General features: G+C 51.8%; 20 protein-coding genes. 13 read left to right on the top strand and 7 right to left on the bottom strand.

Translation table 11 applies throughout. The features are described from left to right. Positions 1 to 73: 73 nt before the first annotated feature. Both AAF564_04825 and AAF564_04820 read left to right on the top strand, forming a co-directional pair. Positions 74 to 340 (top strand): hypothetical protein, encoded by a 267-nt coding sequence (locus tag AAF564_04825; GenBank protein ID MEM8484847.1) that lies wholly within the window; start codon positions 74 to 76, stop codon positions 338 to 340. Positions 341 to 344: 4 nt separating this feature from the next. Further along, entirely contained in the window at positions 345 to 1523 is a 1179-nt protein-coding gene (locus tag AAF564_04820; GenBank protein MEM8484846.1) for a pyridoxal phosphate-dependent aminotransferase, read from the top strand. Between the two features lie 41 nt (positions 1524 to 1564). On the opposite strand, the gene AAF564_04815 is transcribed toward AAF564_04820, so the two are convergent. Both AAF564_04815 and AAF564_04810 read right to left on the bottom strand, forming a co-directional pair. After that, positions 1565 to 2554 (bottom strand): 3'(2'),5'-bisphosphate nucleotidase, encoded by a 990-nt coding sequence (locus AAF564_04815; GenBank protein MEM8484845.1) that lies wholly within the window; start codon positions 2552 to 2554, stop codon positions 1565 to 1567. Between the two features lie 146 nt (positions 2555 to 2700). Next, entirely contained in the window at positions 2701 to 3150 is a 450-nt protein-coding gene (locus AAF564_04810; protein MEM8484844.1) for a type I restriction enzyme HsdR N-terminal domain-containing protein, read from the bottom strand. Between the two features lie 248 nt (positions 3151 to 3398). Here AAF564_04810 and AAF564_04805 point away from each other — a divergent pair, with 248 nt between their 5' ends. Beyond that, a complete protein-coding gene (locus AAF564_04805) occupies positions 3399 to 4736 on the top strand; it encodes a malectin domain-containing carbohydrate-binding protein (GenBank protein ID MEM8484843.1) in 1338 nt (445 codons plus the stop codon). A gap of 124 nt (positions 4737 to 4860) precedes the next feature. Here AAF564_04805 and AAF564_04800 read toward each other — a convergent pair whose 3' ends face one another. After that, a complete protein-coding gene (locus AAF564_04800) occupies positions 4861 to 6300 on the bottom strand; it encodes a trypsin-like peptidase domain-containing protein (protein ID MEM8484842.1) in 1440 nt (479 codons plus the stop codon). Positions 6301 to 6537: 237 nt separating this feature from the next. Between AAF564_04800 and AAF564_04795 the strand changes: the two genes are divergently transcribed. Further along, entirely contained in the window at positions 6538 to 7812 is a 1275-nt protein-coding gene (locus AAF564_04795) for a citrate synthase (protein MEM8484841.1), read from the top strand. A gap of 70 nt (positions 7813 to 7882) precedes the next feature. On the opposite strand, the gene AAF564_04790 is transcribed toward AAF564_04795, so the two are convergent. The 3 genes from AAF564_04790 to pyrR form a co-directional block, all read right to left on the bottom strand. Next, positions 7883 to 9370, bottom strand: coding sequence for an ATP-binding protein (locus AAF564_04790; GenBank protein ID MEM8484840.1), 1488 nt, complete (start codon positions 9368 to 9370; stop codon positions 7883 to 7885). A 58-nt stretch (positions 9371 to 9428) separates the two neighbouring features. Continuing rightward, the gene (locus tag AAF564_04785; protein MEM8484839.1) at positions 9429 to 10391 is read right to left on the bottom strand and encodes an aspartate carbamoyltransferase catalytic subunit; all 963 of its coding nucleotides are present in this window, start codon (positions 10389 to 10391) and stop codon (positions 9429 to 9431) included. Between the two features lie 110 nt (positions 10392 to 10501). Next, positions 10502 to 11095, bottom strand: coding sequence for a bifunctional pyr operon transcriptional regulator/uracil phosphoribosyltransferase PyrR (pyrR, locus tag AAF564_04780; GenBank protein ID MEM8484838.1), 594 nt, complete (start codon positions 11093 to 11095; stop codon positions 10502 to 10504). A 573-nt stretch (positions 11096 to 11668) separates the two neighbouring features. Between pyrR and AAF564_04775 the strand changes: the two genes are divergently transcribed. The 7 genes from AAF564_04775 to AAF564_04745 all read left to right on the top strand — a co-directional run bounded on the left by AAF564_04775 (position 11669) and on the right by AAF564_04745 (position 21615). Next, entirely contained in the window at positions 11669 to 13768 is a 2100-nt protein-coding gene (locus AAF564_04775; GenBank protein MEM8484837.1) for an amino acid permease, read from the top strand. Between the two features lie 57 nt (positions 13769 to 13825). Then, positions 13826 to 15166: a Na+/H+ antiporter NhaA gene (gene nhaA, locus AAF564_04770; GenBank protein ID MEM8484836.1), complete on the top strand. Its 1341-nt coding sequence runs from the start codon at positions 13826 to 13828 to the stop codon at positions 15164 to 15166. Between the two features lie 170 nt (positions 15167 to 15336). Next, positions 15337 to 16206: a DUF58 domain-containing protein gene (locus tag AAF564_04765; GenBank protein MEM8484835.1), complete on the top strand. Its 870-nt coding sequence runs from the start codon at positions 15337 to 15339 to the stop codon at positions 16204 to 16206. A 48-nt stretch (positions 16207 to 16254) separates the two neighbouring features. After that, a complete protein-coding gene (locus tag AAF564_04760) occupies positions 16255 to 17457 on the top strand; it encodes a M20 family metallopeptidase (protein MEM8484834.1) in 1203 nt (400 codons plus the stop codon). Positions 17458 to 17560: 103 nt separating this feature from the next. After that, entirely contained in the window at positions 17561 to 18247 is a 687-nt protein-coding gene (locus tag AAF564_04755; GenBank protein MEM8484833.1) for a DUF2461 domain-containing protein, read from the top strand. A 169-nt stretch (positions 18248 to 18416) separates the two neighbouring features. Continuing rightward, a complete protein-coding gene (locus tag AAF564_04750) occupies positions 18417 to 20471 on the top strand; it encodes a cellulase family glycosylhydrolase (GenBank protein ID MEM8484832.1) in 2055 nt (684 codons plus the stop codon). A gap of 409 nt (positions 20472 to 20880) precedes the next feature. Next, positions 20881 to 21615: a DUF1080 domain-containing protein gene (locus tag AAF564_04745; protein ID MEM8484831.1), complete on the top strand. Its 735-nt coding sequence runs from the start codon at positions 20881 to 20883 to the stop codon at positions 21613 to 21615. Between the two features lie 2 nt (positions 21616 to 21617). Here AAF564_04745 and AAF564_04740 read toward each other — a convergent pair whose 3' ends face one another. Continuing rightward, positions 21618 to 23015, bottom strand: coding sequence for a sulfatase (locus tag AAF564_04740; GenBank protein ID MEM8484830.1), 1398 nt, complete (start codon positions 23013 to 23015; stop codon positions 21618 to 21620). Between the two features lie 96 nt (positions 23016 to 23111). Between AAF564_04740 and AAF564_04735 the strand changes: the two genes are divergently transcribed. Further along, positions 23112 to 24653, top strand: a complete 1542-nt coding sequence (locus AAF564_04735) for an arylsulfatase (protein MEM8484829.1) — start codon at positions 23112 to 23114, stop codon at positions 24651 to 24653. Between the two features lie 130 nt (positions 24654 to 24783). Then, complete coding sequence (locus AAF564_04730; protein MEM8484828.1) at positions 24784 to 25566, top strand: SDR family oxidoreductase; 783 nt, start codon at positions 24784 to 24786, stop codon at positions 25564 to 25566. Positions 25567 to 25582: the final 16 nt, after the last annotated feature.

Genomic DNA, 25582 nt, shown 5'->3' with positions numbered 1-25582 from the left:
ATGACAGTGTGCCGGCGTTACAGATAAAGTATTTTCTCTTGATGCGCCCCCAAAGTGAAAGAACGAGTAGGCCATGAAACGCAGATTCATTGAACTTGCCGGCTGGTTGCCGGCCATTGTTATTCCTGCTGCAACCCTGTTACAACTGGTTGAAGTATACCGCGCGCCCACCGTCGACGGTGTAAGCTGGGTCACCTGGATGATGTTTGGCCTGTCCAATATCGGATTTTACATCTACACCGAAAAATACAAATCAATTCCATCGATTCTCGGCTTCCTCGGGACGGCCATTCTCGACTTTATCATTGTAGCACTTGTCATTTCGCGCAGCCAGGGGTGATGCCATGAAACCACTCTCAGCCCGTACCCAAAACCTCGCGCAGAGTAAAATCCGTGCTGTCACCCAGATGATCAATGCAACCGGCGGTATCAATCTGGGCCAGGGTATTTGCGACCTGCCAACGCCAGATCCCATCAAGGAAGGCGCAAAAAAAGCCATCGACGAAAATCTGTCGATTTACTCGAGTTACGCCGGCATCGACCGGCTGCGGTCTGCCATTCTCAACAAAGCCCAGACGTTCAACCAGATTCCGGCACAAAGCGAAGCGGAAGTGATGGTCAGCATTGGTTCTACCGGAGCCTTTGTATCAGCCATGTTTGCCCTGCTTGACCCGGGCGATGAAGTTCTGCTTTTCGAACCGTTTTACGGGTATCATCGCAACCTCATCCGGCTCACGGGGGCAACAACAACGTACGTGCCGGCGCGTGGCCTGAATTGGGCCATAGATTTTGACGAAGTTGAGCGGGCCATTACGCCGGCAACCAAAGTGATCGTTATAAACACGCCGGGCAACCCAAATGGTAAGGTGTGGTCGCACGATGAACTCACGGCTATCCTTGCTATCGCAACGCGACACGGTCTGTATATTGTAACCGATGAAATCTACGAATACATGGTTTACGACGACCACGTACATGTGTCGCTGGCCTCGTTACCCGACGCCTATGAGCGCACCATCACGCTGTCTGGCTTTAGTAAAACGTACAACATGACAGGCTGGCGCCTGGGGTATGCCGTTGGACCAGCGCCAATTATTGCAAAGATGGGACTGCTCAACGACCTGTTCTACATTTGCGCACCAACACCTTTGCAACACGGCCTTGCCGAGGCCTTTGAAATGTCGGATGCCTACTTCGAACAGATGATGGCAGACTACCGCGTCAAACGCGATATGATGTGTGACGCACTGGACATGGCCGGCTTCACTTTTGCGCCACCGCAAGGCGCCTACTACGTGTTGGCCGGCTTTGAAAATTTGCACGGGGTCGTGCCGGGCTTTGCAACCTGCCAGGAAGCCTGTGAAACCATGATCCAGCGCGTTGGCGTAGCTACCGTTCCGGGGGATGCGTTTTACCATGACCCAGCCACAGCACCACCCTCCCTCCGCTTCTGTTACGCCAAGGAATTCCCGGTCCTGGAGCAAGCCTGTACCCAGATAAAAAAAGCAGGGTTGCGAGGATAAACCCCACAACCCTGCAAAAAATCTACTTTTATCACACCAACTTACGCAGCGGTAACACCCACTTCGTTGATCGCTTCGATAACGGCATCATGCAGTTTGCCGTTGCTCACAATCACACCTTTGTTGGCGTGCAGTCCCCAGCCATGGTTAAACTCGAGTGGCTGACCGTAAATGTCTGATGCTTTCCCACCAGCTTCGGTCATCACCAGTACCCCAGCGGCGTGGTCCCAGATTTTCTCAACATAACCGGGCCGCGTAGGCAGGCGCAGGTAAATGTCTGCTTCGCCTCGTGCAACCACAGCATATTTAGCCTGGCTGTCAAGGCGTACAGAATCTGCTGTAATACCAAGCTTCTCCGCTACGTTGGCAGAGTCGCTGTGCGACGTGTGACCCGATTCAACAGACTCACAGAAGCGCGCCTGGGCAGAATCAGTGGTATCGCTCACTTTTACAGCAACAGATTCGGTGCTGCCATCCATTGGAATGCAGGTTGTGCCTTCTCCAAGGACTGCGGCATAAACTACACCCGTATTATCCGGTTGATCTGCGCTTACTGGCAGGTTGGGGCAACCCAATGCGGCTACCACAATTTCTCCGTCAACAATCAAGGCAAGCGCAATGGCATACTGCTCACCGCGGAGGAAGCCTTTTGTGCCATCGATGGGGTCAAGCGTCCAGAACCGTTCGCTGTACTCCTGTGCGCCACCATGGTCAATCCATTTGCAGGCAGTTTCAGCATCAACACCGGATCTTAAATCAGACAGGTGTGCAACAACTTTTTCGAGCAGGGGAGCGTTCTCGTCCGTTTTGAGCGCTGCGCTGTCTTCTTCGGCAATAATGGGATCGTCAGGAAATGCTTCGCGGATAGCCCGGCAAACAAGCGCCTGGCTGCCAAAATCTGCAACCGTAACGGGGCTTTTGTCTTTCTTCTCCAGCACGCTACTTGTAATCTGCGCCTGCACAGCCTGACACAGTTTTGCAGCTTCCTGCACCGCCTTTACAGCAATCTCCTGTTCAGTTGAATAGTTCATAATATTAATAACGCTTCGTGTCCTTTAGATTTAAACAGAAATGATAGGAGCAAAATACCGGCCCAAGATCCAGAAACTATCGCCAAGTCTACCTATAAGTGTGGCAATTTGACCGATCAGATAAGCAACCGCTGCATTATCAGGCCCTAAAGCGCTGAAAAAACGGGCAACTCCTTCAAAAAGCTGTATTGCCTGGTATCTGCTTCAATTTTACAGCAGTAATGTTGTAAACCATTCGTTACAAATAGATACTCAGCGTGAATCACCATGTTATACCGGGCTACCTGGTCGAAGACGTCTTGCGTAATTTTCACAGCGGGTGCTTTGCACTCAACCATGAGTACTGGTGCACCCTGTCGATCGTGGACAATCAGGTCTGCCCGCCGCTGCATGCCCTGGAACTGAAAACCCTTCTCTACGCCAATCAGGCCGGCAGGTACCTGTTTTTCCTGAACGAGGTATTGCACAACGTGCTGACGCACCCATTCTTCCGGCAACAACTGCAGCCATTTCTTCCTCAGGTTGTCGAAAATGACTTGCCGGCCTTCAGCTTCCTGGATTTCGAATTGATAATGTGGAAAATTGAGTGGTTCCACCCTGCTACGGTATAAACATTGCCTAAACATCTCCAACATAACCGTACTTCGCGCCTCATGCAAGCGGTTGGCAACACCTGTGAACGAGGTCAAATGTTATAGCCGGCGCCGGCGCATTGCCCATAATGCCCAACGCTGCATGAATAAAGCATCGAAATCGATGTTGAATTCAGTAACAAAGTACCTGTGTCACGAAAATATTTTACGATTCCCACATTGATAGAACTGGGTAACCCCGAAACATAGCTATGTATAGAATTACTGATACAATTCCTTTTCGACCCAACTTCCTCCTTTCCGCACTCCTCCTCATCTTCCTGTTCAGTTTCCAGTCTGCAGTTGCGCAAACCGGTCCTATCATGCGCATCAACGCAGGAACGGCAAACGAAGCTACGGGTGACGGCGAGACCTACATTGGCGATTCGTTCTTCAGCGAAGACAGCAGTGTTGGTCCGGAATCAATGAATACAATCAGCAACACAAATAACGACGGCCTTTACCAGACCGAGCGTATTTCCAATGCTTCACTTTCTCCGTTTGGGTACACAATCCCATTGGAGAATGGTACCTACTCGGTAACACTACATTTTGCTGAGACGGCCTTTGCAAACGCCGGCCAGCGTGTATTTGACGTACAGATTGAAGGTGTTACTGTACTGGACAACTACGATATTCTGGCAGAAGCCGGTAACTCCAATACGGCAGTATCTGAAAACATTTTCAACATCCAGGTATCAGATGATTCACTGGACATCGATTTCATTTCGATCGTAGAGCGGGCCAAAATCAGTGGTATTGAAATCAGCGGTGCTGTTGCAGATGTAAGTATTCCGTTTGCCCTTAACGCGGGAGGCATTGAGTACATCTCAACAGACCTTACCTGGATGGAAGATACCGGTGTTTACTTCCTGAATGAAGGCACGGCATTTTCGAAAATTGCCAACATCGCCGGCACGGAAGACGACGACCTCTACGAAGCAGAGCGGTTCAACAATGATATCCGCTTCCTGCTGCCTGGTCTTGAGCGTGGCAATTACACGGTTGAGCTGCATTTTGCAGAAACCTTCCACCAGACCAGCGGCCAGCGCTTGTTTGATATAGCTATTGAAGGCGTGACAGAATTTACAGACTATGACATCTTTGTCGAAGCCGGCGGCTTCAGCGTTGCCATCGTTGAGGAATTCCAGAATGTGCCTGTACTTGATGGCATCCTGAATGTGACCCTCAGCCGCTCTGTGGGCAGCGCTACAATCAACGCCATTGCCATTACCAGCGCAAGCTCGGTATCCAACGAAGACGTTGTAGACCTGGCGGTACCTGGTTCTCACAAACTGACCGCTGCATACCCTAACCCGTTTAACCCGCAGACGCAGTTCTCGCTTTCTGTTGCTGCCACTCAGCAGGTTCGTATCAACGTGTACAACCTTCTCGGACAGCACGTACAGACCATGTACAATGGCACCATGGCTGCGCAGCAAGAGCAGACGTTCAGCTTCGAAGCTGGCACCCTGCCAAGTGGCATTTACCTGATTCAGGTTCAGGGCGAAAGCTTCCTTGAAACCCAGCAGGTGACCCTGCTCAAATAAGCCAAGGCAGACGACATGCAAAAGCCCAACGCTGGTTCTACTGGCGTTGGGCTTTTTTATTTTCTGCCACTTGGAGACGGTGCAGCCGGCAAAACAATAGCCCCGACAAGAATATGCGCGGGTGCTATCTTTTAATTGCAGTAATTTCAGGATCTAACGAATGGGCCCGGTACATTTTAACGCGCGCGAAGGTGCCCGGCTTTAATTGTGCAAAGATGCGCACAAAATCTGCCCGGGTTGCCACAGGTTGCCCATCGAGTTCCACGACCACCATACCACTTCTGATGCCGGCCTCTTGATAAGCTTTTCGCGACGGGTCTGCATAGAGCACAACAACGCCTTGCTCAGCAGGAATACCGAGATCGTATGCCAGTGGCACGCTCATAGCATCGATTAGTATCCCCAATGCAGGCCAAATCACGTCGTCGGCCAAACTCCCTTGCAAGGCTGCCGGCCGGGATTGGGGGGCGGCTTTAAGACGAATTTGCATACTTATCGCATCTTTGCCGCGTTCTATCGTCAACGTTATCACTTCACCGGGCACGCGGCCGGCCATCTCTTCCGTCAATTCGTATTCGTTTGAAAGTTGGGCCCCGTTGATAGCGAGGATAATATCACCTTGCCGCAACCCCGCTTCAGAGGCAGAAGACCCGGGTTCTACCTGAATAATTTCAACAGCACCCCGGTGCCGCGCAGCCACGGGCTCATACTGGATGCCTAATTGTGCTTTGCCGGCGGCGCTACGCGCCAGCATGCGGTGCACAGCTACAGAAACTTGTGGCGCAGCCAGTACCCGTTTCAATCCGGTTTCTACCCCATCATCGGTAAAAGGGACCTGCGCAAGCCCCAAAAACACACCGTCACTACCAAACAAGGGGCCGCCGCTATTTCCCGGGTTCAGGGCCGCATCGGTGAGCCAGAAGGCACCTGTGGTGTCTTGTGTGGCTTTCGGCGCAGCACTAACAACCCCCATTGTTACCGAATTCTTGAATGCGGGCGCCATGGGTGAACCAATGGCAAACGCCAGTTGTCCGGCACGCACAGCGGTTGCGTTGTCCAGGCGGTTGTATGGCAGCCCGGTAGCAGCAACCTGCAGTAAAGCAAGGTCCAGCCGTAAATCGACACCAGCAACAATGGCAGGAAGCCTTGTACCATCGTGCAGCACCACGTGAATTTCGTCAGCATCAGCAACCAGATGCCTCGCTGTAACAATAAATCCATCCTGGCGAAAAATCACACCGCTGCCCACCATGCGGTCGTCTGCAAACGATGTTTGCTGTTTGTGCAAATTTTCAGGCAGGAAGAAGTCTTCGAAGTACTTGGCCCCAAAACCAAAATGCCTGTGTTTCAGCAAGCGGACCTGTACAACCGCCGGCATCCAATCGGATAGCACAGCTTGAAAAGTTTGTTGTTCTATCCGATACTCTTCTCTGGAATCCAGCTCCACCGGCAAAGCCGGCGCTGACGCAGGCACGGCCACCCATTCTGCAGCCAGCCCAAAAAGACAAAGCACAACAGTCAGAATACTCGCCTGGAAAAGAAAAATCTTCCGCGTTACAGTCATGATGTGGACCTACCGTGTAAATTCTTCGGTTGATCTTGTCTTTGCAAATAGTATGCAACAAAATCACCCTTTCGTTTAGGATAGAATTGATCTTTTCCGGAAGAATTCCATAAAATCTCCTCAAATACGAGGGATTTTCTCCACAAGGGTGGACCCTACCACGTTTCCCAAGGTTGGACAAAACAACCAATATGGAAAGACAGAGATAAAGCGTAACGAAGCATAAATAATCAGCATATGAAGACTGCAAAACTTACAATTGGAGATCAGGAGCTAGACTTGCCTGTAGTTGTTGGCTCCGAGGGCGAGGTTGGCGTACACGTTTCCCACGTAAGGGCAAAGACAGGAGCAATTACACTCGATGTAGGCTTTGGCAGTACCGGCTCATGCCAGAGTGGCATCACCTTCATTAACGGTGAAAAAGGTATCCTCCGCTATCGCGGCTACTCCATCGAGGATCTTGCAGAAAACTCATCGTTTGTGGAAGTAAGCTACCTGCTTATCTATGGTGAACTCCCCAACAAGGCGCAGCTTGAAAAATTTGAGCACGACCTCAAACACCATAGCTTAATCCACGAGGATCTAAAGAAGTTTTTTGAAAACTACCCGGCAAAAGCGCATCCAATGAGTGTGCTCTCTGCGATGGTTGCAACGCTTTCAACCTTCTATCCGGAGTCTGATGCCCCCGAACAGGTTGAGTTGAACATCATCCGGTTGCTGGCCAAGTTGAATACCATCGCTGCGTTTTCGCACAAAAAATCAGTTGGACAACCCTACGTTTATCCAAAGAACAAACTGAGCTTCCCGGGCAACTTCCTCAACATGATGTTTGCGGTGCCTTCTGAGGAATACAAGATTTCGCCAACGCTTGAACGCGCGCTTGATCTGTTGCTGATTTTGCATGCCGAGCACGAGCAGAATTGTAGTACCTCAACGGTGCGCCTTGTAGGCAGTAGCGGAGCAAACTTGTTCTCCACGATTGCAGCCGGCATCAGCGCCCTTTCTGGTCCGCTACACGGCGGAGCAAACCAGGCGGTGATCAACATGCTTGAAATGATTGTTGCTGATGGCGGCGATTACAACAAGTACATGGCGAAGGCAAAAGACAAAGAAGATCCGTTCCGTCTGATGGGCTTTGGCCACCGGGTTTACAAAAACTTTGACCCCCGCGCCAGGATTATCAAGAAAGCGGCAGACGACGTACTCGAAGAATTGGGTATTGACGACCCGCTCCTCGACATCGCCAAAAACCTGGAACGTATTGCGCTGGAAGACGAGTATTTCGTTGAGCGTAAGTTGTATCCAAATGTCGATTTCTACAGCGGCATCCTCTACCGGGCAATGGGCATCCCGACAGAAATGTTCACGGTGATGTTTGCCATGGGCCGGCTGCCAGGCTGGATTGCGCAGTGGAAAGAAATGAAACACGACCCTGCAACACGCATCTTCCGTCCAAGGCAGATTTATACTGGACCCAACTTGCGGTCTTATACGCCTATCGCGGATCGGTAGCGCTTTGCGGTCTCGTACACATTCTGTTACGCCAAGGGCAGTGCACTACGCATTGCCCTTTTTTGTTAGATTATGGATTGTGAGAAATGGTCAGGAGCAGGGCTTTCAGTTCGTTTACGCCAAATGGTTTTCGGAGCGTATGGTCTGCCTGTTGTTGTATCAAAAGCGGAAATGGGCCGGCGCTGATGGCAACAACCGGAATTGTCTTGAAAACCGGGTGTGCCTTAAGCCATGAAAGGAAGGCGCCGCCGTGTTCGTCGTCCAGCCGAAGGTCACACATGATGAGGTCGGGTGCTGCCGTACGCAACTCCTGACGTGCACTGGCGACATCTTGCGCCTCCGATACTGACAGGTCCATTGACACAAGCAAAGAAGCCAGTCCTCGCCGAAAAACGGGGTCATCATCGAGGATGAGGATGTTTGATACTTGCGGTACGCAGGCCGGCGCGAGGGCCGGTAGATAAACTTTAAAGGTTGTACCGAGGCTTTCTGTACTTAATACATCCATAAACCCTTCGTGCCGCGTGACAATCCCGAGGGCAGTAGCGAGCCCGAGGCCGGTCCCCTTTTCTTTTGTCGAATAAAACGGCTCAAAAATACGATCCAGATTGGCGCGGGAAATGCCTTGCCCATTGTCGGCGATAGAGCACAGGACGTAATGCCCGGCCGGCACCACCTGTCTTCCCAGTAGTCTTGGTTGCTCGAGCGTAATATTATGCGCACGGATACGAATAACACCCTCCTCAACTATAGCATCGCGGGCATTCAGGCAGAGATTCATGAGCACTTGCTGCAGTTGCACAGGGTCTCCTTCCAACGACCACAGACCCGGTGTAATGCGCAAATCAAGGCGTACAGCATCGGGCAATACGGATTGCAACAGCGAAAGCACATCAGCCAGCAGGGCGCCCGTATCGAGGGTATGCTGCCGGCCAGCGCCGCCACTTGCAAACACCAGCATCTGCTCTACCATATCGATGCCTTTTCGCGCGGCATCAACAGCCTGCTGGATGTGCAATTGCTGCTTTGCAGGTTCGAGCTCAGTGGGCAAGCCTTCGAGGAGCATGAGTACAGAGCCAAGCATATTCCCCATATCATGCGCCAGCCCGCCGGCCAGTGCGCCGAGACTTTCCATGCGCTGCGATTGAAAGAGACGACTTTCAATGGCTTTCTGCTGCGTAACATTGGTATTGACTACAAGTACACAACGGCCACTGGGGGTATTGAGCCAAGAAAACCGGCTAAAGACAAGCACTTCATTGCCTGCGCGGGTCAGTTGCCGTTGTTCGCCCTGCCAACGGCCTTGCGCCTGTAAGCCGGTGCACGCAAGATGGTAGGCATCTTGTTCGGCACCATACAATAGATCTTCTACGGACTGGCCGATGACTTCTTCCTGCAACCATCCGTAACACGCAGTTGCAGCCGCATTCCAGCAAAGAATCTTGCCGTTTGGGTCGAGCAAATAAACAGCGTCTGTTGTTGCGTCAAACAACGCAGCAGATACGAGTTGCTCGCGGGCAGCCAGACTGGATTGGAACGAAGGAGCTGCCGGCAACATGGTGCTTTGTGATGAGTGAGGAGATCATCACTGGGTATCGACCATTGTGCGGGCAGAATTAACCCGCAGCAGCGCCGCTCAGCAGATAAAGCGCAGCCATGCGCACAGCCACACCGTTTGTCACCTGATTGAGAATGATGGCCCGCTCATGGTCTACAACATCACTGGCAAGTTCAACACCACGGTTTACTGGCCCAGGATGCATAATAATTAAATCCGGATGCTGGATCAGGTGGGCGGCAGTAATGCCAAACTGGTTGTGGTATTCCCGCAGGCTTGGAAACAAGCTGGTCCCCTGGCGCTCGAGTTGAATCCGCAACGCCATCGCAACATCGCAGCCTTCAAGTGCTTCATTGAGGTTATGCGTTACGCGCACGCCCAATTGTTCGACACCATACGGGATCAGTGTTTTGGGGCCACAGAGCGTTACGTTCGCCCCCATGGTTGTGAGGCCAAAAATATTTGACCGGGCAACGCGGCTGTGCGTAACGTCTCCGATGATTGACACATTGAGCCCTTTGAAAGAGTCAAAGACATCAGAAATTGAAAGCATGTCCAGCAAAGCCTGGGTAGGGTGTTCATGCGCACCATCGCCGGCATTGAGTACAACGGAGTCCACGCATTGCGTGAGGAAATGCGCTGCACCTGGAGATCGGTGGCGAATGACAGCCATATCTATTTTCATGGCTTCAATGTTCTGTGCCGTGTCTTTCAGGGTTTCGCCTTTGGAAACTGAGGAGCCGGCTGCAGAGAAATTAACAGTGTCTGCAGAAAGACGTTTTTCTGCTAATTCGAACGAAATACGCGTCCTGGTTGAGGACTCAAAAAATAGGTTCACCACCGTGATACCACGCAACGTTGGCACACGTTTGATCGGCCGCTCCAACACTTCACGAAACTGACGTGCTGTTTCGAGAATGAGCTGAATTTCAGCCTCGCTGTACGTTGATAAACCTAATAAATGACGATGCTCTAGTGAGGTCAGGGTCCTCGTGGTGCTTTTATCTACCGTTACCGCCATCAATCCGCTATCCTAGGTTAAAGAAAAGGATTCGGGCCTGTCAGGGAGGGCCACGCCTTTGCTTCTAAAAAGAGCCGGCTTCAGGGGAGCAGGATGGAAGAATGAACGATTCATTGATCCATTGTGCCTCGCAATTGTGCACGCGGAGTCTCTACGAGCCACACCCCTTCACGCTTGTCAATTTCATTGAGACGCACGCGAACTTCTTCACCGGGAAAAGTGGGTACCTGGAGTCCGACGATGTCCGCATAAACAGGTAGTTCGCGGAGTCCACGGTCGACGATCACCAGAAATTTAACAGAAGCCGGCCGCCCCATATCTATCAGCGCATCCATGGCAGCGCGCGCTGTTCGGCCCGTATACATGACATCGTCTATAAGCACAACGTGCTTGCCAGAGATGTCAAAACGGATATCAGTAGCGCGTACAGCCGGCTGTTTCAAACGCAACCGAAAATCATCGCGGTACATGGTGGCATCGAGAATGCCCAATGGCACCTCAACGCCCTCAATGGCGCGAATCTTTTCCTGCAAACGCTTTGCCAGGTAGACCCCGCGGGTCTGCATACCTATCAATGCAAAATCGTTTACCGAGCTAACAGCCGGGTCGATGAGTTCGTCGATCTGCCTCGCCATCCGCTCAAGCGTGCGATCCAGATCGTTCGCATCCATCAACTTTGCCTTAATGCGATCTTGCGGCTCCATGCCCAAAAGTTAAGGAATTTCGATTATTGAAATACAAGAAATTTGCTTTCCCCGATTTTCGGCATACGTACACGTATATCGCCCGCATATGTTTGCCAGAACCACCCAAAATGTTTAGATTAGCGGGCACAACGTGTGGCTCAACACGTATACCGATTCAATTTTCGCAGCACGGAGATTTCCTGCCACCATTTTGTATAGCAGATTTACCATAGCGTCTCCCTGGACCCACAGAACGTCCTGTAATAAAAAAGCATGGCTTGCCCTCCGCCACACCCTCTCTGAACGTAGCTAGCACCTGTTCCATTCGTCTTCTATCCGGCAACACTTGATGACGCATTGGTGTAATCCGATGCCCAACGCCACCGAGACCCACCCATTGCCGGCTCGTTGTTTCCTGACACTTCTGATAGTTCACAGTAAAGGGGGCATGTATAAACTTCAACAATCCTGCACGCGTGCGGGATCTTTCCAGACCAATAGTACTACATCGTGGCTGGTCGTGTATACTACCATACACAAGCAAGCTAGTGCTGTGGCCTTTTTTACCAAACTGTATATCCCCTGACACCCATGTCAAAAGACAAAGGAAACCGCTTGAAAAAAGAGCTTGGACTGTTTGACGTATACGTCATCAGTACGGGCGCAATGATTAGTTCCGGTTTTTTCCTGCTCCCCGGGCTGGCAGCTGCCAAATCCGGACCTGCCGTAGTACTTGCTTACGCCGTTGCGGGTATCCTTATCCTGCCGGCCATGTTCAGCAAGGCAGAACTTAGCACAGCTATGCCCCGTGCGGGCGGTACGTATTACTTCCTCGACCGCGCACTCGGCCCCATGGCCGGCACGATAGGCGGCCTGGGCACGTACCTCGCCCTTGTCCTCAAAACGGCATTTGCGCTTATCGGTATTGGCGCCTACCTGACCATTTACGTGGATTTGCCCATTAAGCCGGTAGCCATCTCGCTAACGGTCGCTTTTATGGGCTTCAATATTTTCGGCGCCAAAGAAACAACAGGGCTGCAGCGCGTGCTCGTTACCGTGCTTATCTCGGTACTGGTATTCTTTATTGCACAAGGCGTCTTGGGCCTCACGAGCCCATCGCCAGGAATTGATCTTGAGAGCACATTTTCGCCCTTCATGCCTTTTGGTGTAGGCGGCCTTCTTTCCACCGTGGGTTTTGTTTTTGTCTCGTACGCCGGCCTTACCAAGGTTGCCAGCGTCGCTGAAGAAGTAGACAATCCCGACCGCAACATCCCCCTCGGCATGATTCTGTCGCTGGCAACAACGACTGTAATTTATGTAGTGGGCATCTTCATTATCGTGGCATTTATGGAACCCGGGGCGCTGTTTTCCGACCTGACGCCAGTGGCATCCGCGACAAAGGAGTTTATGTTTTGGCCAACACCAGAAATCAGTCTGCTCCTGATTGTCATTGCTGCTACGGCTGCGTTTGCCTCTACGGGTAACGCGGGCATCCTTGCCGCATCGCGGTATCCGTTTGCCATGGCACGCGACCGCCTCGTGCCAACCACACTCGCGCGTCTCGGCAAATTCCAGACTCCCGTTCCAGCCATCCTGCTCACATCAGCGCTCATCATCTTCTTTATCATCGCACTCGACGAAGAAGGAATTGCCAAGCTTGCCAGTGCGTTTCAACTGTTCATCTTCATCCTTGTCAATTTTGCCGTCATCGTGATGCGCGAAAGCAAAATCACGGCGTATGACCCCGGCTTTGAATCACCGCTCTATCCCTGGATGCAGATTTTCGGCATGATTGCTTCGCTGGTACTCATTGTTGCGATGGGCTGGCTGGCTATTATTTTCACGCTCGGCATCATCATCCTCTGCCTGATCTGGTTCCACTACTATGCGCGCAAACGCGTTGTGCGTGACGGCGCAATCTACCACTGGTTTGCTCGCCTCGGCGAACGCGTGTACCAGGACCTCGATGTTGAACTCCGTTCCATCCTCAAGGAAAAAGGACTCCGCAGTGAAGATCCGTTTGAAGAAGTTGTTGCCGAAGCCGAGGTTATAGACCTGCAAGAAGGCCAGCAGTCGTTTGAGTCGGTTATGGATACCCTTGAAGAGGTCTTCACAGCTAAAATGCCGGACCGGCAAGAAGAGCTAAAAACCCATTTCAAAGAATTGAAGCAGCTTGGCCCGATGCCTATCGCAAGAGGTGTGGCGTTGCCGCACATGCATTTGCCGGGCATCGAGCACCCGCAACTGCTTATCGTGCGGTCCAACGATGGTATCCTTTACAAAGACGATCCGCCAACACACGCCCTGTTCATGTTGATCAGCGAGGAGGAAAATGCTCGCCAACACCTGCGCATGCTCGCCCAGCTTGCTGTTTGTGTTGACTCTGAAACGTTTATATCTGATTGGTGCGATGCACATAATCAGCAATCGCTCAAAGAAATCCTGTTGCGCGATGAACGCTTCCTGTCGCTACTGATCGAAAAAGAGGCGCCATCTGAACACTTGATTGGCAAAATGCTGCGCACAATTGAGTTACCAGAAAGCGCACTTGTTGTGCTTATCCGGCGCGAACGATCTATCCTGATTCCACATGGTGATTCTGTATTGCAGGCCGATGACCGCCTGACAATTATTGGGGAGCCGCGGGATATACAGATCCTCTATCAGCAGTATAAAAGATCCGATGCCTGATGGCAGGATAAACCATACCACCGTTGTTGCCCACACCATCCATCAATCCTTGTTAAAATGAAATCTACCAGGCTGCAAAACTTACTTAGCTTGCGTCCTTTCCAGGAGTTTTTCAAAACAGAAGCAGGAAGTGGTATCCTCCTCATTGTAAGCACTGTCGTTGCGCTTATATGGGCAAATTCAGCGCTGTCTGACGCCTATGAAGCCCTCTGGAAAACCTATGTAACCGTTGGATTTGGTGCTGCAGAAATAAGCAAGCCCCTGCTGCTCTGGGTCAATGATGGGCTCATGGCAATTTTCTTTTTTGTTGTAGGCCTCGAAATCAAGCGCGAGTTGCTGAGCGGAGAATTGTCAACGCGAAAAAAAGCAGCTTTACCCATTGCCGCGGCCATAGGAGGCGCTGTGCTTCCGGCCCTTATATACGTTTTGTTGAACCTGAACGGTGTAGACATCAACGGCTGGGGCGTGCCGATGGCAACAGATATTGCCTTTGCCATTGGCGTGCTGGCACTGCTTGGTAGCCGTGCCCCACTGGCACTCAAAATATTTGTTACAGCACTCGCTATCGTAGACGACTTGATGGCGGTACTTGTCATCGCAATATTTTACACCGCAAAAATTTCATTCTTCAGTCTCGCTATTGGTTTTGGTACATACATCCTGGCGCTGATTTTGAATCGCTTCGGTGTTCATCGGACGGCCGTGTATGTGATCCTTGGGATTATTACCTGGGTGGCGTTTCTGAAATCAGGTGTGCATGCGACCGTAGCCGGCGTCCTTTTTGCAACCGCCATTCCAACCCGCACCAAGCTGAATACCGAAGATTTCCTCGAAAAGAGCCTGGATTTCATACGCTCTATTCGCGATCAACTTGGTACAGGGACTGATCAACGCGCAGTGATTCATTATGTAGAGGAAACCAGTAAAAAAGCACAAACCCCACTTGAACGGATGGAGCATGCGCTACACGGCTGGGTTGCTTTTGGTGTGATGCCGATCTTTGCACTCGCCAATGCCGGCGTTGCCATCTCGGGAGAAGCGATAAGCAGCGTGGGAGGCAGCATGGTATTCTGGGGTATTTTCCTTGGGCTCCTCATTGGCAAACCGATCGGCATCTTTTCGCTTACCTGGCTTGCCATCAAAACCAAAATTGCCGAGCTGCCAACCGGTATTACCTGGCGGCACATTGCCGGCGCAGGGGCATTGGCCGGTATCGGATTCACAATGGCGCTTTTCATTGCCAACCTTGCTTTTGAAGATGCTGCGACACTAGAGATCGCTAAAATGGCAATTCTATCAGCCTCACTCGTCAGCGGCATTTTGGGCTGGATTCTGCTTTCCTCAGCACCTCGCGTCTCTGCAGATGCAGACCAGGAGGCTTTGGCGGCAAACAAATAAACAGGACCGGCATCTTTAATTCCTGAGGTGCAGGGGCAGCTACGCGAAACCCATCCTTTAATCTTCGCGTACCCCCTGCGCTATCTGTTTATATAAATTGCTTCATTTTGGCTACCCAAGAAACTGCACGCCGCTACCTCGACCCCGTTGTTGCTTCACGTCTCAAGAACATGGAGATGCGGGCACGCCTGATTGTAGAGGGCTTCATCACGGGACTACACAAAAGCCCTTATCACGGGTTTTCGGTTGAATTTGCAGAACACAGGCCATACAACCCCGGCGATGAACTGCGGCACGTAGACTGGAAGGTGTTTGCAAAAACAGACCGCCACTACTTGAAGCAATACGAGGAAGAAACCAACCTCAAACACTACGTCGTACTCGATACGTCGCCTTCTATGCGGTACAAGCATTCGAGCGGACTCACGAAACTTGAATATGGATCGTACCTTTCTGCTGCGCTACATTATCTGATGATCAAGCAGCGCGACGCCACAGGCCTGATTGCCTTCGACGAAACGGTACACACCCTCATCCGGCCCAAGAGTACGCACAGTGCACTGCGGCAAATTCTTGTTACGCTTGAGCAACTCAACCAGACGCCTGAAGCAACAAACCGCACCAGTGCAGCCGCCGTACTGAATGAAGTAGCAGAACGGATCTCACGCCGCTCACTCGTTGTTGTTGTCACCGACCTGTTCGAGAATATTGGCGAACACGATGCGTTGTTAAAAGCCCTGCGCCACCTGCGGTACCGTGGACACGAAATTCTTGTTTTTCACGTGCTCGAAAGCGCCACAGAACGTAACTTCCAATTCCCTGACGTACCTATGGTTTTTCGGGATATGGAAACGTGTGAGGAAATCTCTCTCCAGCCGGCGCAACTAAAGCAAAACTATGCTGAAGCAGTAAAAGCCTTCAGCGAGCGGTTTCGCAAGCAATGCCTCGGCTACAACATCGATTTTGTCGAACTGGATACGGCAGAATCTTATGACACAGCCCTGATGGCTTACCTCAACAAGCGCAAGAAACTGCTGTAGTTGGGTTTTAACCACCGCCCCCTTTGTGTACCAAGCAAGAGCTTACCGATGACGGACAAGATTCGCGACCTGGTTGATGCAAATTTCGACCAGGTTGTAACCCTCCGGAGAACGATCCATGCCAATCCGGAATTGGCCTTTGAAGAAGTAGAAACAGCCAACCTCGTTGCAGACACCCTCGCCGGCCTCGGCATCGACATGCAACGTGGTGTCGCAAAAACAGGTGTTGTCGCAACCATTACCGGCAAACACCCCGGGCCTACCCTCGCCCTGCGGGCCGACATGGACGCCCTCCCCATCCACGAAGAAAACGATCTGCCTTTTCGATCGCAGAACGATGGAAAAATGCACGCCTGTGGGCACGATGTGCATACCTCCTCAATGCTTGGCACAGCCATGATTTTGAACAACATGCGGGATGAACTGCATGGATCCGTGCGAATGCTTTTTCAGCCCAGCGAAGAACGGTTACCGGGTGGCGCCAAAGTCATGATTGCCGAAGGTGCCCTCTCAGACTCACAGCACAGCAGTTCGCCTACCACCATCTACGGACAACACGTACAACCAGGTCTAGAGATCGGAAAAATTGGCGTTCGCAATGGCATGTACATGGCTTCCGCCGATGAAATTTACATCACGGTACACGGACAGGGTGGTCACGCTGCGGCCCCGCATTTGATGGATACGGATACCGTTTATGTAGCTTCTCAAATTGTCGTGGCGCTGCAAAGTGTTATCAGCCGGCACTGCTCCCCCGACGCCCCAAGCGTTCTATCCATTGGCAAATTCATTGGTGACGGCGCAACCAACGTGATTCCAACAACCGTGCAGATGGAAGGTACCTTCCGGGCCATGGACGAAACCTGGCGTTTTCACGCGCACGAGTTAATCAAGCGCACGGTAGAACACACAGCTGCCGCACACGGCGCACGGGTAGACCTCAATATCGTTGTCGGTTATCCAGCTCTATTTAACCACGACACACCAACCAACTTTCTGCGCGATGCAGCCTACCGGTATGTTGGCGAAGAAAACACCGTAGAGCTCGACAAGTGGTTTGCCAGCGAAGATTTCTCTTTCTACCTGAATGAAATCCCCGGCTCTTTTTACCGGGTAGGCATTCACAGCGACACCCTGGGTGCTGTCAGAGGCCTGCACACGCCTACCTTTAATGTAGACGAGGAAGTGCTGCGCACCTCTACCGGCTTCATGGCTTATCTGGCCCTGGAATACGGCAGGAACTACAAGTAAGCTGCTTCCGGAATTGTTCGGAAACGGCAAAGATTCCCAAACAGATTGCACGGTTATCAACACATGTGTATATTATGTGCATAACTAGAATATACGAACGTCCATGCAAGAAGAACTTCCACCATTTCCCGGTTTTCAGCCGGCAGCGTTTACCTTTCTAAAAAACCTCGCAGCCAACAACGAGCGAGAATGGTTCAAAGCCCGCAAGGCCACCTATGATGATGAAATCGTATGGCCCATGCATTGCCTCCTGATCGAAGCCGCGCGCGAAGCAGCCGGCCGCGGACTGCAACTGACAGCCCAACCCAAGAAAGCCATGTTTCGCATATACAGAGACACCCGGTTTTCAAAAAACAAGGCGCCCTATAAAACGGCTTCAGGGGCCGTGCTATCGCGTGACGGTACGCGCAAAAGCCCCGGTGGTGTCTACGTGCATCTCGAGCCGGGTCAATGCTTCCTGGCTGCCGGCTTCTGGCACCCCGAAAATGACGCACTCCGGGCGTTCAGGGCGGCTATGGCAAATCAGCCGGACGATTTCCTGGCAATGGTTGAACAGACTGCCAAGGCTGGATTGGAGGTTGAAAGCGACGAACAGCTTAAACGCATGCCACGTGGCTATGAAGAACACGCTGATACCCCCATTGCGCCCTACTTGAAATGGAAGTCATTTACCATTGCAAAGCCGGTAAAAGACAAAGCCATGCAAACGCCGGCGTTTATGGAAGAAGTTGTTGATTTTATGGGCAACGTGCATCCCCTCCTGCAATACGGCTGGAAAATTACAGGCTAACGCATACCGTCCTTCTTTTCAGGCGACAAGGATCCGCTTTGAGTTGTTTGGCAGGCGCATGGGATGCGCTCAACCATCATTTCGTATAATTTGAGCGCGTCGGTCGGATTACAAATACAAAAAAGGGTATACTGGATGTCACCCACTCAATAACCAGGAACAGACTTCCATGTATCTACGAAAGCGTATCCACATCCAGAGATGGTGCAGCACCGTATTGCATTGCTGTATCTTTTTGCTCCTATGTGCAGCTTCCTCAACCGCATCTGCCCAAAGCTCAACTGATTTTTTCAGGACGGATGGCATCGAGATTGTAAATCCTGATGGAGAGCCGGTGTTAATGCGGGGTGTTGGCCTGGGTGGCTGGCTGATGCCTGAAGGATACATGCTCCACGTGCCGGGGTTTGGCTCACCAACCACCATCCGCGAAATGATTGAGGACGTACTTGGGCCGGCGGATACGGAGACTTTCTATAAAATGTACCAGGCAAACTATGTCGCTGAGAAAGACATAGAGATGATCGCGGCGTGGGGCTTTGATCACATCCGCCTCCCCTTCCATTACAACATCCTGTTCAATCCCGCTACAGAAACGTTCAACGAAGATGGCTTTGCGCTCATTGACGAATTTCTTTCCTGGTGTAAAACCTATGGCCTGTACGTGATTCTCGATATGCACGCACTCCCTGGCGCCCAAAGTGAGCACAACATCGCAGATAGCGATGGCGAGGCACGGCTTTGGACAGAGCCCGTCCCTTACCAGGACCAGGCGGAGCAAATCTGGGTCGAAATTGCGCGTAGATACGCCAATGAAACCCAAATCATAGGGTATGACCTCATTAACGAGCCTGTAACACCCAACAGTATAAACGACGGTGCACAGGCGTTAAAAAATCTGTATGTCAGACTTACCGATGCCATTCGAGAAGTCGACAAAAACCACATCCTGTTCATCGAAGGCAACTACTTTGCAACCACCTTCGACAAGCTCTTCCCGCCTTTTGATGACAACATGGTCTACGCTTTCCACAAATATTGGAATCCAACCGACCAGGGCACCATCCAATATCTGATTGACATCCGCAATACCCATCAAACACCGCTTTGGCTGGGTGAATCTGGTGAAAACAGCAATCCGTGGTATAGCGACACTGTCCAATTGATGGAACGCAATAACATCGGTTGGAACTGGTGGACGCATAAAAAAATCAATACGCACACCTCCCCCCTCTCAGCGCCTTTTTCAGAGGGCTACCAGCGTATTATCGACTACTGGAACGGCAATGCAACCAAACCATCTGCCAGTTTTGCGCGGGAAGCATTGTTTGATTTGGCGGCCAACCTTGCAATTGATTCCTCCTCGGTACGCCCCGGCGTGTTGAAAGCACTCTTTGACCCGGAATTCCGTACGGAACGCCAACCCTTCAAAACACACACGATTCCAGGTGAAATCAATGCTGTAGACTTTGATTATGGCAACCACCTGCTTGCATACCGAGATACAGATGCCAAGGCCGTTACAGGCGCACCGGGTACAGGCAACACGGGCGGTCAGTACAGAAACGACGGCGTTGACATCGAAGCCTCAACTGACCCGGAGGGATTTGACTACAACGTTGGCTGGATTGAGAACAATGAGTGGCTGAAATACACCGTCAATATCGAAAAGCAAGGGATATATGATGTTGATTTCAGGGTGGCCACAAATAACGCAGGCGGCGGAGGCGGTATTGCCCTTTCTCTTGAAGGCGGCAGTGCCCTCGGGACAACACCCAATGTAGGCTACACTGGAGGCTGGCAAAATTGGGCAACAACTACCATTCGGAATATCGAACTTCCGGCAGGAGAGCAAACCATCAAACTGTTCTTTGGAACGGGAGGATACAATGTCAACCGCATAACTTTCCGCCTCATCCAGGCAACAAGTATTGATGAGGAAGCACCGGGTTACGCCACCAAATTGCTTCCACACTACCCCAACCCCTTCTCCGACAAGGTGCAGATCCGCTTCGAAACGCCGCAAACGGTCAACGTAAGCTTCGAAGTATTCGACATGCTGGGCAGACGTGTAAGCGAACAAACGGGGCAATCATTTGGACCGGGCCAGCACGAACTAACTTTCCGGCCAACGGCATTGGCAGCCGGCCTTTATGTGTACAAGCTCAAGCTCGACGATGGGCAGCAAACGCACCATTTAGTCGACAAGCTGATCTATGCGCCCTAAAAAAAGCTATAAAAAAGCGAAGCCGGCACCAGTGTACTACCTGATGCCGGCTTTCTCCCGGGTGGGGGAGGTTATCTATATATAAAAGGCGTGATCGCTTATGATCTATAGGTGCGCCTGGTTGGTTTCAATAACGTCATGCATGCCATCAATCCTAAGAAAGCTACAAGGGCTGTTACGGCTAATTCTGTGGCAAACATGTCTAAATACCTGGTTTAAGTCTTCCTTTTGTTCGTGTGATGTTTACGTAGGCAGGTTGCGTCTGGATTAATACGGTCAACCTATTTACTATGGTACTACAGGAGTATTTATCGCACTTTTTTTCCGATAGTTAACCGCCAGGTGGAAATTTTTTCTTTTTTGCTAACTAAATGAATTAGTAAAGCGCCTTCTTACCCCCCTCACCCCCATGAAACGCGACCTTTTTTTCCTTTTGATCCTTGTGGCCGTCCTCTTATTCCTCGGCTTTTCCTTTTTATCACCAGATGTGCCAGTTGCAACAGACCGGGCGTATATAGACGACACCAGCCCGGGTTGGGAGACCCTGGAGCCGGATGATTTTGCGCCAGTTAATGGTGAAGCTGATACGTGGCGTTGGGAAAACGGTATCCTTGCCTCAACCGGAGAACCCATTGGGGTGTACCGTACACGCGAGACGTTTAAAAATTTTGAGATGGTCATCGAATGGCAACACCAGCAGGCAGCCGGCAATTCTGGTATGTTTGCCTGGGTCCCGCGTTCAGCCCTGGATACCCTGGTAGCCGGCGAACTGCCAAAGCAAGGCATAGAAATTCAGATGCTGGACCACGGCTACACCACATGGTATGAATCTACATCCGGTAACACAGCAGACTGGTTTTCAACCAATGGCGATATTTTCCCGGTAGGACAATCAAGCCTCACCCCCCTCCCCCCAACCTCCCCCAATGGCGTCCGCAGCTTCCCTCGATCTAACCGGAGCCGGGGCCATGGTGAATGGAATCATTACTATGTGCGCGCCATCAATGGCGAAGTAAGGCTTTGGGTCAATGGCGAAGAAGTATCCGGTGGCAACAACGCATCACCGGCCATGGGGCACCTGTGCCTCGAAGCAGAAGGCGCTCCGATTCTCTTTCGCAAACTTCGGATTCGCCGGCTCCCTTAAGATTAAAGGTCAGCATACTCCGGTTTCATTGTCGGCATAGCAGCATCGGTTGCAATCCGCCAGTCTTCCATCATTTTATGTAACGCAGCGACTTTGTCCGGCATTTCTGCTGCAAGGTTGCGTGATTCTCCGGGATCCGTGGAAAGATTGTAAAGCTCCAGGCGATTGTCTTCAAAAAACTCAATGAGTTTGTACTCACCGCTGCGTATGGCAGCTGCCGGCGTTGTGCGCCAGGGCTCCGTCATCGGGCCGGCTTTCTCCAGGTACGCAGGGAAATGCCAGTGCAGATTGCGTGCCCCCAGTTTGCCTTCCCCGGTTATCAAAGGGAGTAAACTTTCACCGTCTTTCTGTTGCGGCAACGCAAACCCGGCAATTTGCGCAAATGTGGGGTAAAAGTCGGTGCCAATAACCGGTGTATCATCTGCCTGGCCGGCTGGAATTGCTGCCGGCCATTTCATTGCCAACGGCACCCGAATGCCGCCTTCATAGAGCATGCCTTTGTATCCGCGTAATGGGGCATTGGATGTTGCCTGAATAGCCCCGCCATTGTCTGAATAAAAGATTACCAGCGTATTTTCTGTCAACCCCAAAGCGTCCAGGGATTCAAGTACCCGGCCCACCCCAATATCAACACTTTCAATCATGGCTGCATACGTTGCATTTTGTTGGTCATCGGTTGCCGGCTTTTCCTGGTACCTTGCCGTGCGATCTTCCTGCCCTTGAATCGGGGTATGCACCGCGTAGTGGGTCAAGTAGAGAAAAAACGGTGAGGCATTGTACTGTTCGATAAAGGCAAGCGCTTCGTCTGTCAAACGGTCGGTCAGGTATTCTCCTTCCGGGCCATCATCAAGGGTCGGATTTTTATACGGTGAAAAATGCCCCCCTGGCGGCGAGCCACGGTGATGGCCGGCGACATTTACATCAAACCCCTGGTCTTCAGGAAAATTGCCTTCGTGGCCCAGATGCCATTTCCCAAAATGGCCCGTCGTATAGCCTGCCCCCTGTAAAGCTTCTGCGAGCGTCACAAAATCTAGATCCAGCGTTGTCTCATTCTCAACGGGAATCATTTTCCTGTTTTCTGCTTTCCCACGAGCCGCTGAAGCAACCGTATAAATACCGTGACGCGGAGCATACATGCCCGTCATCAGGGATGCACGGCTGGGCGCGCAGTTTGGGGCGTTCGCATATCCATTTGTAAACACAATGCCGGCAGACGCAAGGCTATCGATATTGGGCGTCTCATAATAGGTGCTGCCGTTAAATCCAACATCCCGCCACCCAAGGTCATCAATATAAATCAGTACAATATTGGGCTTGTCAAGCGCATCGGAGGTCGTTGAACCACACCCGACCAACAACAAACCATACAGGAGGACGAGGTAGCGAGAGCAGGTGATCATAATATCGGGGAATGTAGATCGTGTACATTTGTATCAGATATCCTAAATTTAGCAAAAACCATCAAATTTGATATGCATCTGACTATCCCCCCAACTTTGAGTCGCCTTATTCCTGTCTTCCTCCTGCTATTGGCAGGTTGCGCAGTGCCGTCCGACAGTGCAACTGACAATTCTTCCACAGCTCCCAATGTAGTACTCATCTATGCTGATGACCTGGGTTACGGAGACGTAAGCAGTTATGGCGCTACCGCCGTAGCCACACCGCACATCGACCGCATTGCTGAACAAGGCATCTTGTTTACGGATGCCCATGCCCCCTCAGCTACGTGCACCCCCTCGCGGTATGCCCTGCTAACCGGGCAATACGCATGGCGCAAAGCCGGCACCGGTATCGCACGCGGTGATGCAGCCATGATCATCGATCCGGATCAAGTGACCTTGCCAGATGTGCTTAAACGCGCCAACTACACCACAAGCGTCGTCGGCAAATGGCACCTCGGCCTTGGGCCAGATGGTGGGCCAGACTGGAATGGCGACATAAAACCGGGGCCCCTGGAAATTGGTTTTGACGAAGCTTTTCTGATCCCTGCAACAGGCGACCGCGTCCCAACAGTCTACGTAGAAAATCACCGTGTCGTCGACCTTGATCCAGCAGATCCAATCACCGTAAGCTTTAAGGGCCCAATTGGTACTGATCCGACTGGCAAAGCCAATCCTGAATTACTAAAAATGCACCCGAGCCACGGTCACGACATGACCATTGTAAATAGCATTAGCCGCATCGGCTACATGACGGGTGGCAACGCAGCACGCTGGGTGGATGAAGACATGGCAGACATCATCACGGCACGTGCAGTCGACTTTATCGAACGCGAACACAATGCGCCATTTTTCCTCTTCTTCTCGTTGCATGATATCCACGTCCCCCGCGTACCGCATCCCCGCTTTGTCGGCAAAAGCGGTATGGGACCGCGCGGTGACGTGATTCTACAAACCGACTGGAGCGTCGGACAGGTCCTGGATGCCCTCGAAGCGCAAGGTCTGGCTGACAATACGATGGTCATCTTTACAAGCGACAACGGTCCGGTTATCGACGATGGCTACGAAGACGAGGCTGTAACACTCCTTGGCGACCACAACCCTTCAGGTCCGTTTCGGGGTGGTAAATACAGCGCATTTGAAGCCGGCACGCGGGTCCCGTTTCTCCTCTCCTGGCCGGCAGAGGTTGAGCCGGCAAGGTCTGACGCTTTGGTTTCGCAGGTCGACCTGATGGGGTCACTGACCCGACTCGCCGGCGTGCAACTGGCAGCAGGAGAAGGCCCGGACAGCTTCGACGCCACGGCAACACTGCTCGGCACAGATCCTGACGGGCGCGAATACCTGATCGAGCACAACGCAGCAGGTACCCTTTCGCTCATTCATCAAGGTTGGAAATACATTGAACCTAGCGATGCACGCGCCTATAATCAGCAAACGGATATCGAACTGGGTAATGATCCGGCACCGCAATTGTATAACCTCTCTGAAGATATCGGAGAGACAACCAACCTCGCGCCAACCACGACAGAGAAAGCAGCAGAAATGGCTGCCTTTCTTGAAGAGATCAAAGCGGCTACACAAACGAGGCCGGCGCTCTAATGTAGGAGCCGGTAGGCCCTTCTCACTGCCATACCTGTAGTACCCAATCAAGTTGGGTATGACGAGCGGAGTACTCATCCGTTTGCGTGGTATTATGGGCATCCTTAATCCGCATTATTCAGGAGTATGTATGCATTTAAAAGATAAAGTTGCGCTTGTGACGGGTGCTGCCGGCGACCGCAGCATTGGCTGGGGCATCGCACAGGCTTTGGCGGCAGCCGGAGCTACGGTAGCACTGAATGACCTGCCAACGCGAGAAGCAGAGCTGAAAGCGCGCGTCCAAACCCTGCAAGACCGGCAACAATCCGCTTTCACGGCAGCCGCTGACATCACGGATCCTGATGAAGTGCATCGCATGATGGAGGAGATCACCGCAACGGCGGGCAGACTGGACGTAGCATGCAGCAATGCCGGCATGATTCGCTGGCAGCATTTTCTTGAGATCACCCCCAACATCCTCAGCAAGCAGGTTGCCCTCAACGTAAAAGGCAGCATGTATGTATGCCGAGCAGCAGCCAAACAAATGATAGCGCAGGGTGAAGGCGGGCAAATTATTGTCACGTCCTCGATTCAAACCTATCTCCACTTCCCCATCACACCCGTGTACGGCGGCACCAAGCATGCGCAGCACATTTTTGTTGGCGCGCTTGCACTTGAGCTTGCGCCGCACAACATCACCGTAAATCACATTGGGCCTGGCTGGGTGCAAACGGCGATGAATGATACCTCGCCCGAGTTGCAAACTGCAGAAGCCATCGAAAACCAAAAAGCAGCCATTCCGATGCACCGCGCCGGCACCACAAACGAAATGGCGGATGCCGCGCTCTACTTTACCAAACCAGAGGCCGCGTATACCACAGGCGCATTTATTGCAGTAGATGGGGGGCTTGGCATTGGCAAATACACCGCATAAATCCGTTTTTAATTTC

It is taken from the genome of Bacteroidota bacterium (genome assembly GCA_039111535.1).
Lineage (GTDB): Bacteria > Bacteroidota > Rhodothermia > Rhodothermales > JAHQVL01 > JBCCIM01.
This window is presented reverse-complemented; position numbering and strand designations above follow the sequence as displayed.

What these genes read in the sequence shown, in the direction of transcription:
- nhaA (MEM8484836.1), top strand. Translation starts at nt 13,826, where the DNA reads ATGAAATCTACCAGGCTGCAAAACTTACTTAGCTTGCGTCCTTTCCAG.
- AAF564_04795 (MEM8484841.1), top strand. Translation starts at nt 6,538, where the DNA reads ATGAAGACTGCAAAACTTACAATTGGAGATCAGGAGCTAGACTTGCCT.
- AAF564_04800 (MEM8484842.1), bottom strand. Translation starts at nt 6,300, where the DNA reads ATGACTGTAACGCGGAAGATTTTTCTTTTCCAGGCGAGTATTCTGACT.
- AAF564_04820 (MEM8484846.1), top strand. Translation starts at nt 345, where the DNA reads ATGAAACCACTCTCAGCCCGTACCCAAAACCTCGCGCAGAGTAAAATC.
- AAF564_04790 (MEM8484840.1), bottom strand. Translation starts at nt 9,370, where the DNA reads ATGTTGCCGGCAGCTCCTTCGTTCCAATCCAGTCTGGCTGCCCGCGAG.
- AAF564_04785 (MEM8484839.1), bottom strand. Translation starts at nt 10,391, where the DNA reads ATGGCGGTAACGGTAGATAAAAGCACCACGAGGACCCTGACCTCACTA.
- AAF564_04760 (MEM8484834.1), top strand. Translation starts at nt 16,255, where the DNA reads ATGACGGACAAGATTCGCGACCTGGTTGATGCAAATTTCGACCAGGTT.
- AAF564_04730 (MEM8484828.1), top strand. Translation starts at nt 24,784, where the DNA reads ATGCATTTAAAAGATAAAGTTGCGCTTGTGACGGGTGCTGCCGGCGAC.
- AAF564_04745 (MEM8484831.1), top strand. Translation starts at nt 20,881, where the DNA reads ATGAAACGCGACCTTTTTTTCCTTTTGATCCTTGTGGCCGTCCTCTTA.
- AAF564_04805 (MEM8484843.1), top strand. Translation starts at nt 3,399, where the DNA reads ATGTATAGAATTACTGATACAATTCCTTTTCGACCCAACTTCCTCCTT.
- AAF564_04825 (MEM8484847.1), top strand. Translation starts at nt 74, where the DNA reads ATGAAACGCAGATTCATTGAACTTGCCGGCTGGTTGCCGGCCATTGTT.
- AAF564_04755 (MEM8484833.1), top strand. Translation starts at nt 17,561, where the DNA reads ATGCAAGAAGAACTTCCACCATTTCCCGGTTTTCAGCCGGCAGCGTTT.
- AAF564_04765 (MEM8484835.1), top strand. Translation starts at nt 15,337, where the DNA reads ATGGAGATGCGGGCACGCCTGATTGTAGAGGGCTTCATCACGGGACTA.
- AAF564_04815 (MEM8484845.1), bottom strand. Translation starts at nt 2,554, where the DNA reads ATGAACTATTCAACTGAACAGGAGATTGCTGTAAAGGCGGTGCAGGAA.
- AAF564_04740 (MEM8484830.1), bottom strand. Translation starts at nt 23,015, where the DNA reads ATGATCACCTGCTCTCGCTACCTCGTCCTCCTGTATGGTTTGTTGTTG.
- pyrR (MEM8484838.1), bottom strand. Translation starts at nt 11,095, where the DNA reads ATGGAGCCGCAAGATCGCATTAAGGCAAAGTTGATGGATGCGAACGAT.
- AAF564_04775 (MEM8484837.1), top strand. Translation starts at nt 11,669, where the DNA reads ATGTCAAAAGACAAAGGAAACCGCTTGAAAAAAGAGCTTGGACTGTTT.
- AAF564_04750 (MEM8484832.1), top strand. Translation starts at nt 18,417, where the DNA reads ATGTATCTACGAAAGCGTATCCACATCCAGAGATGGTGCAGCACCGTA.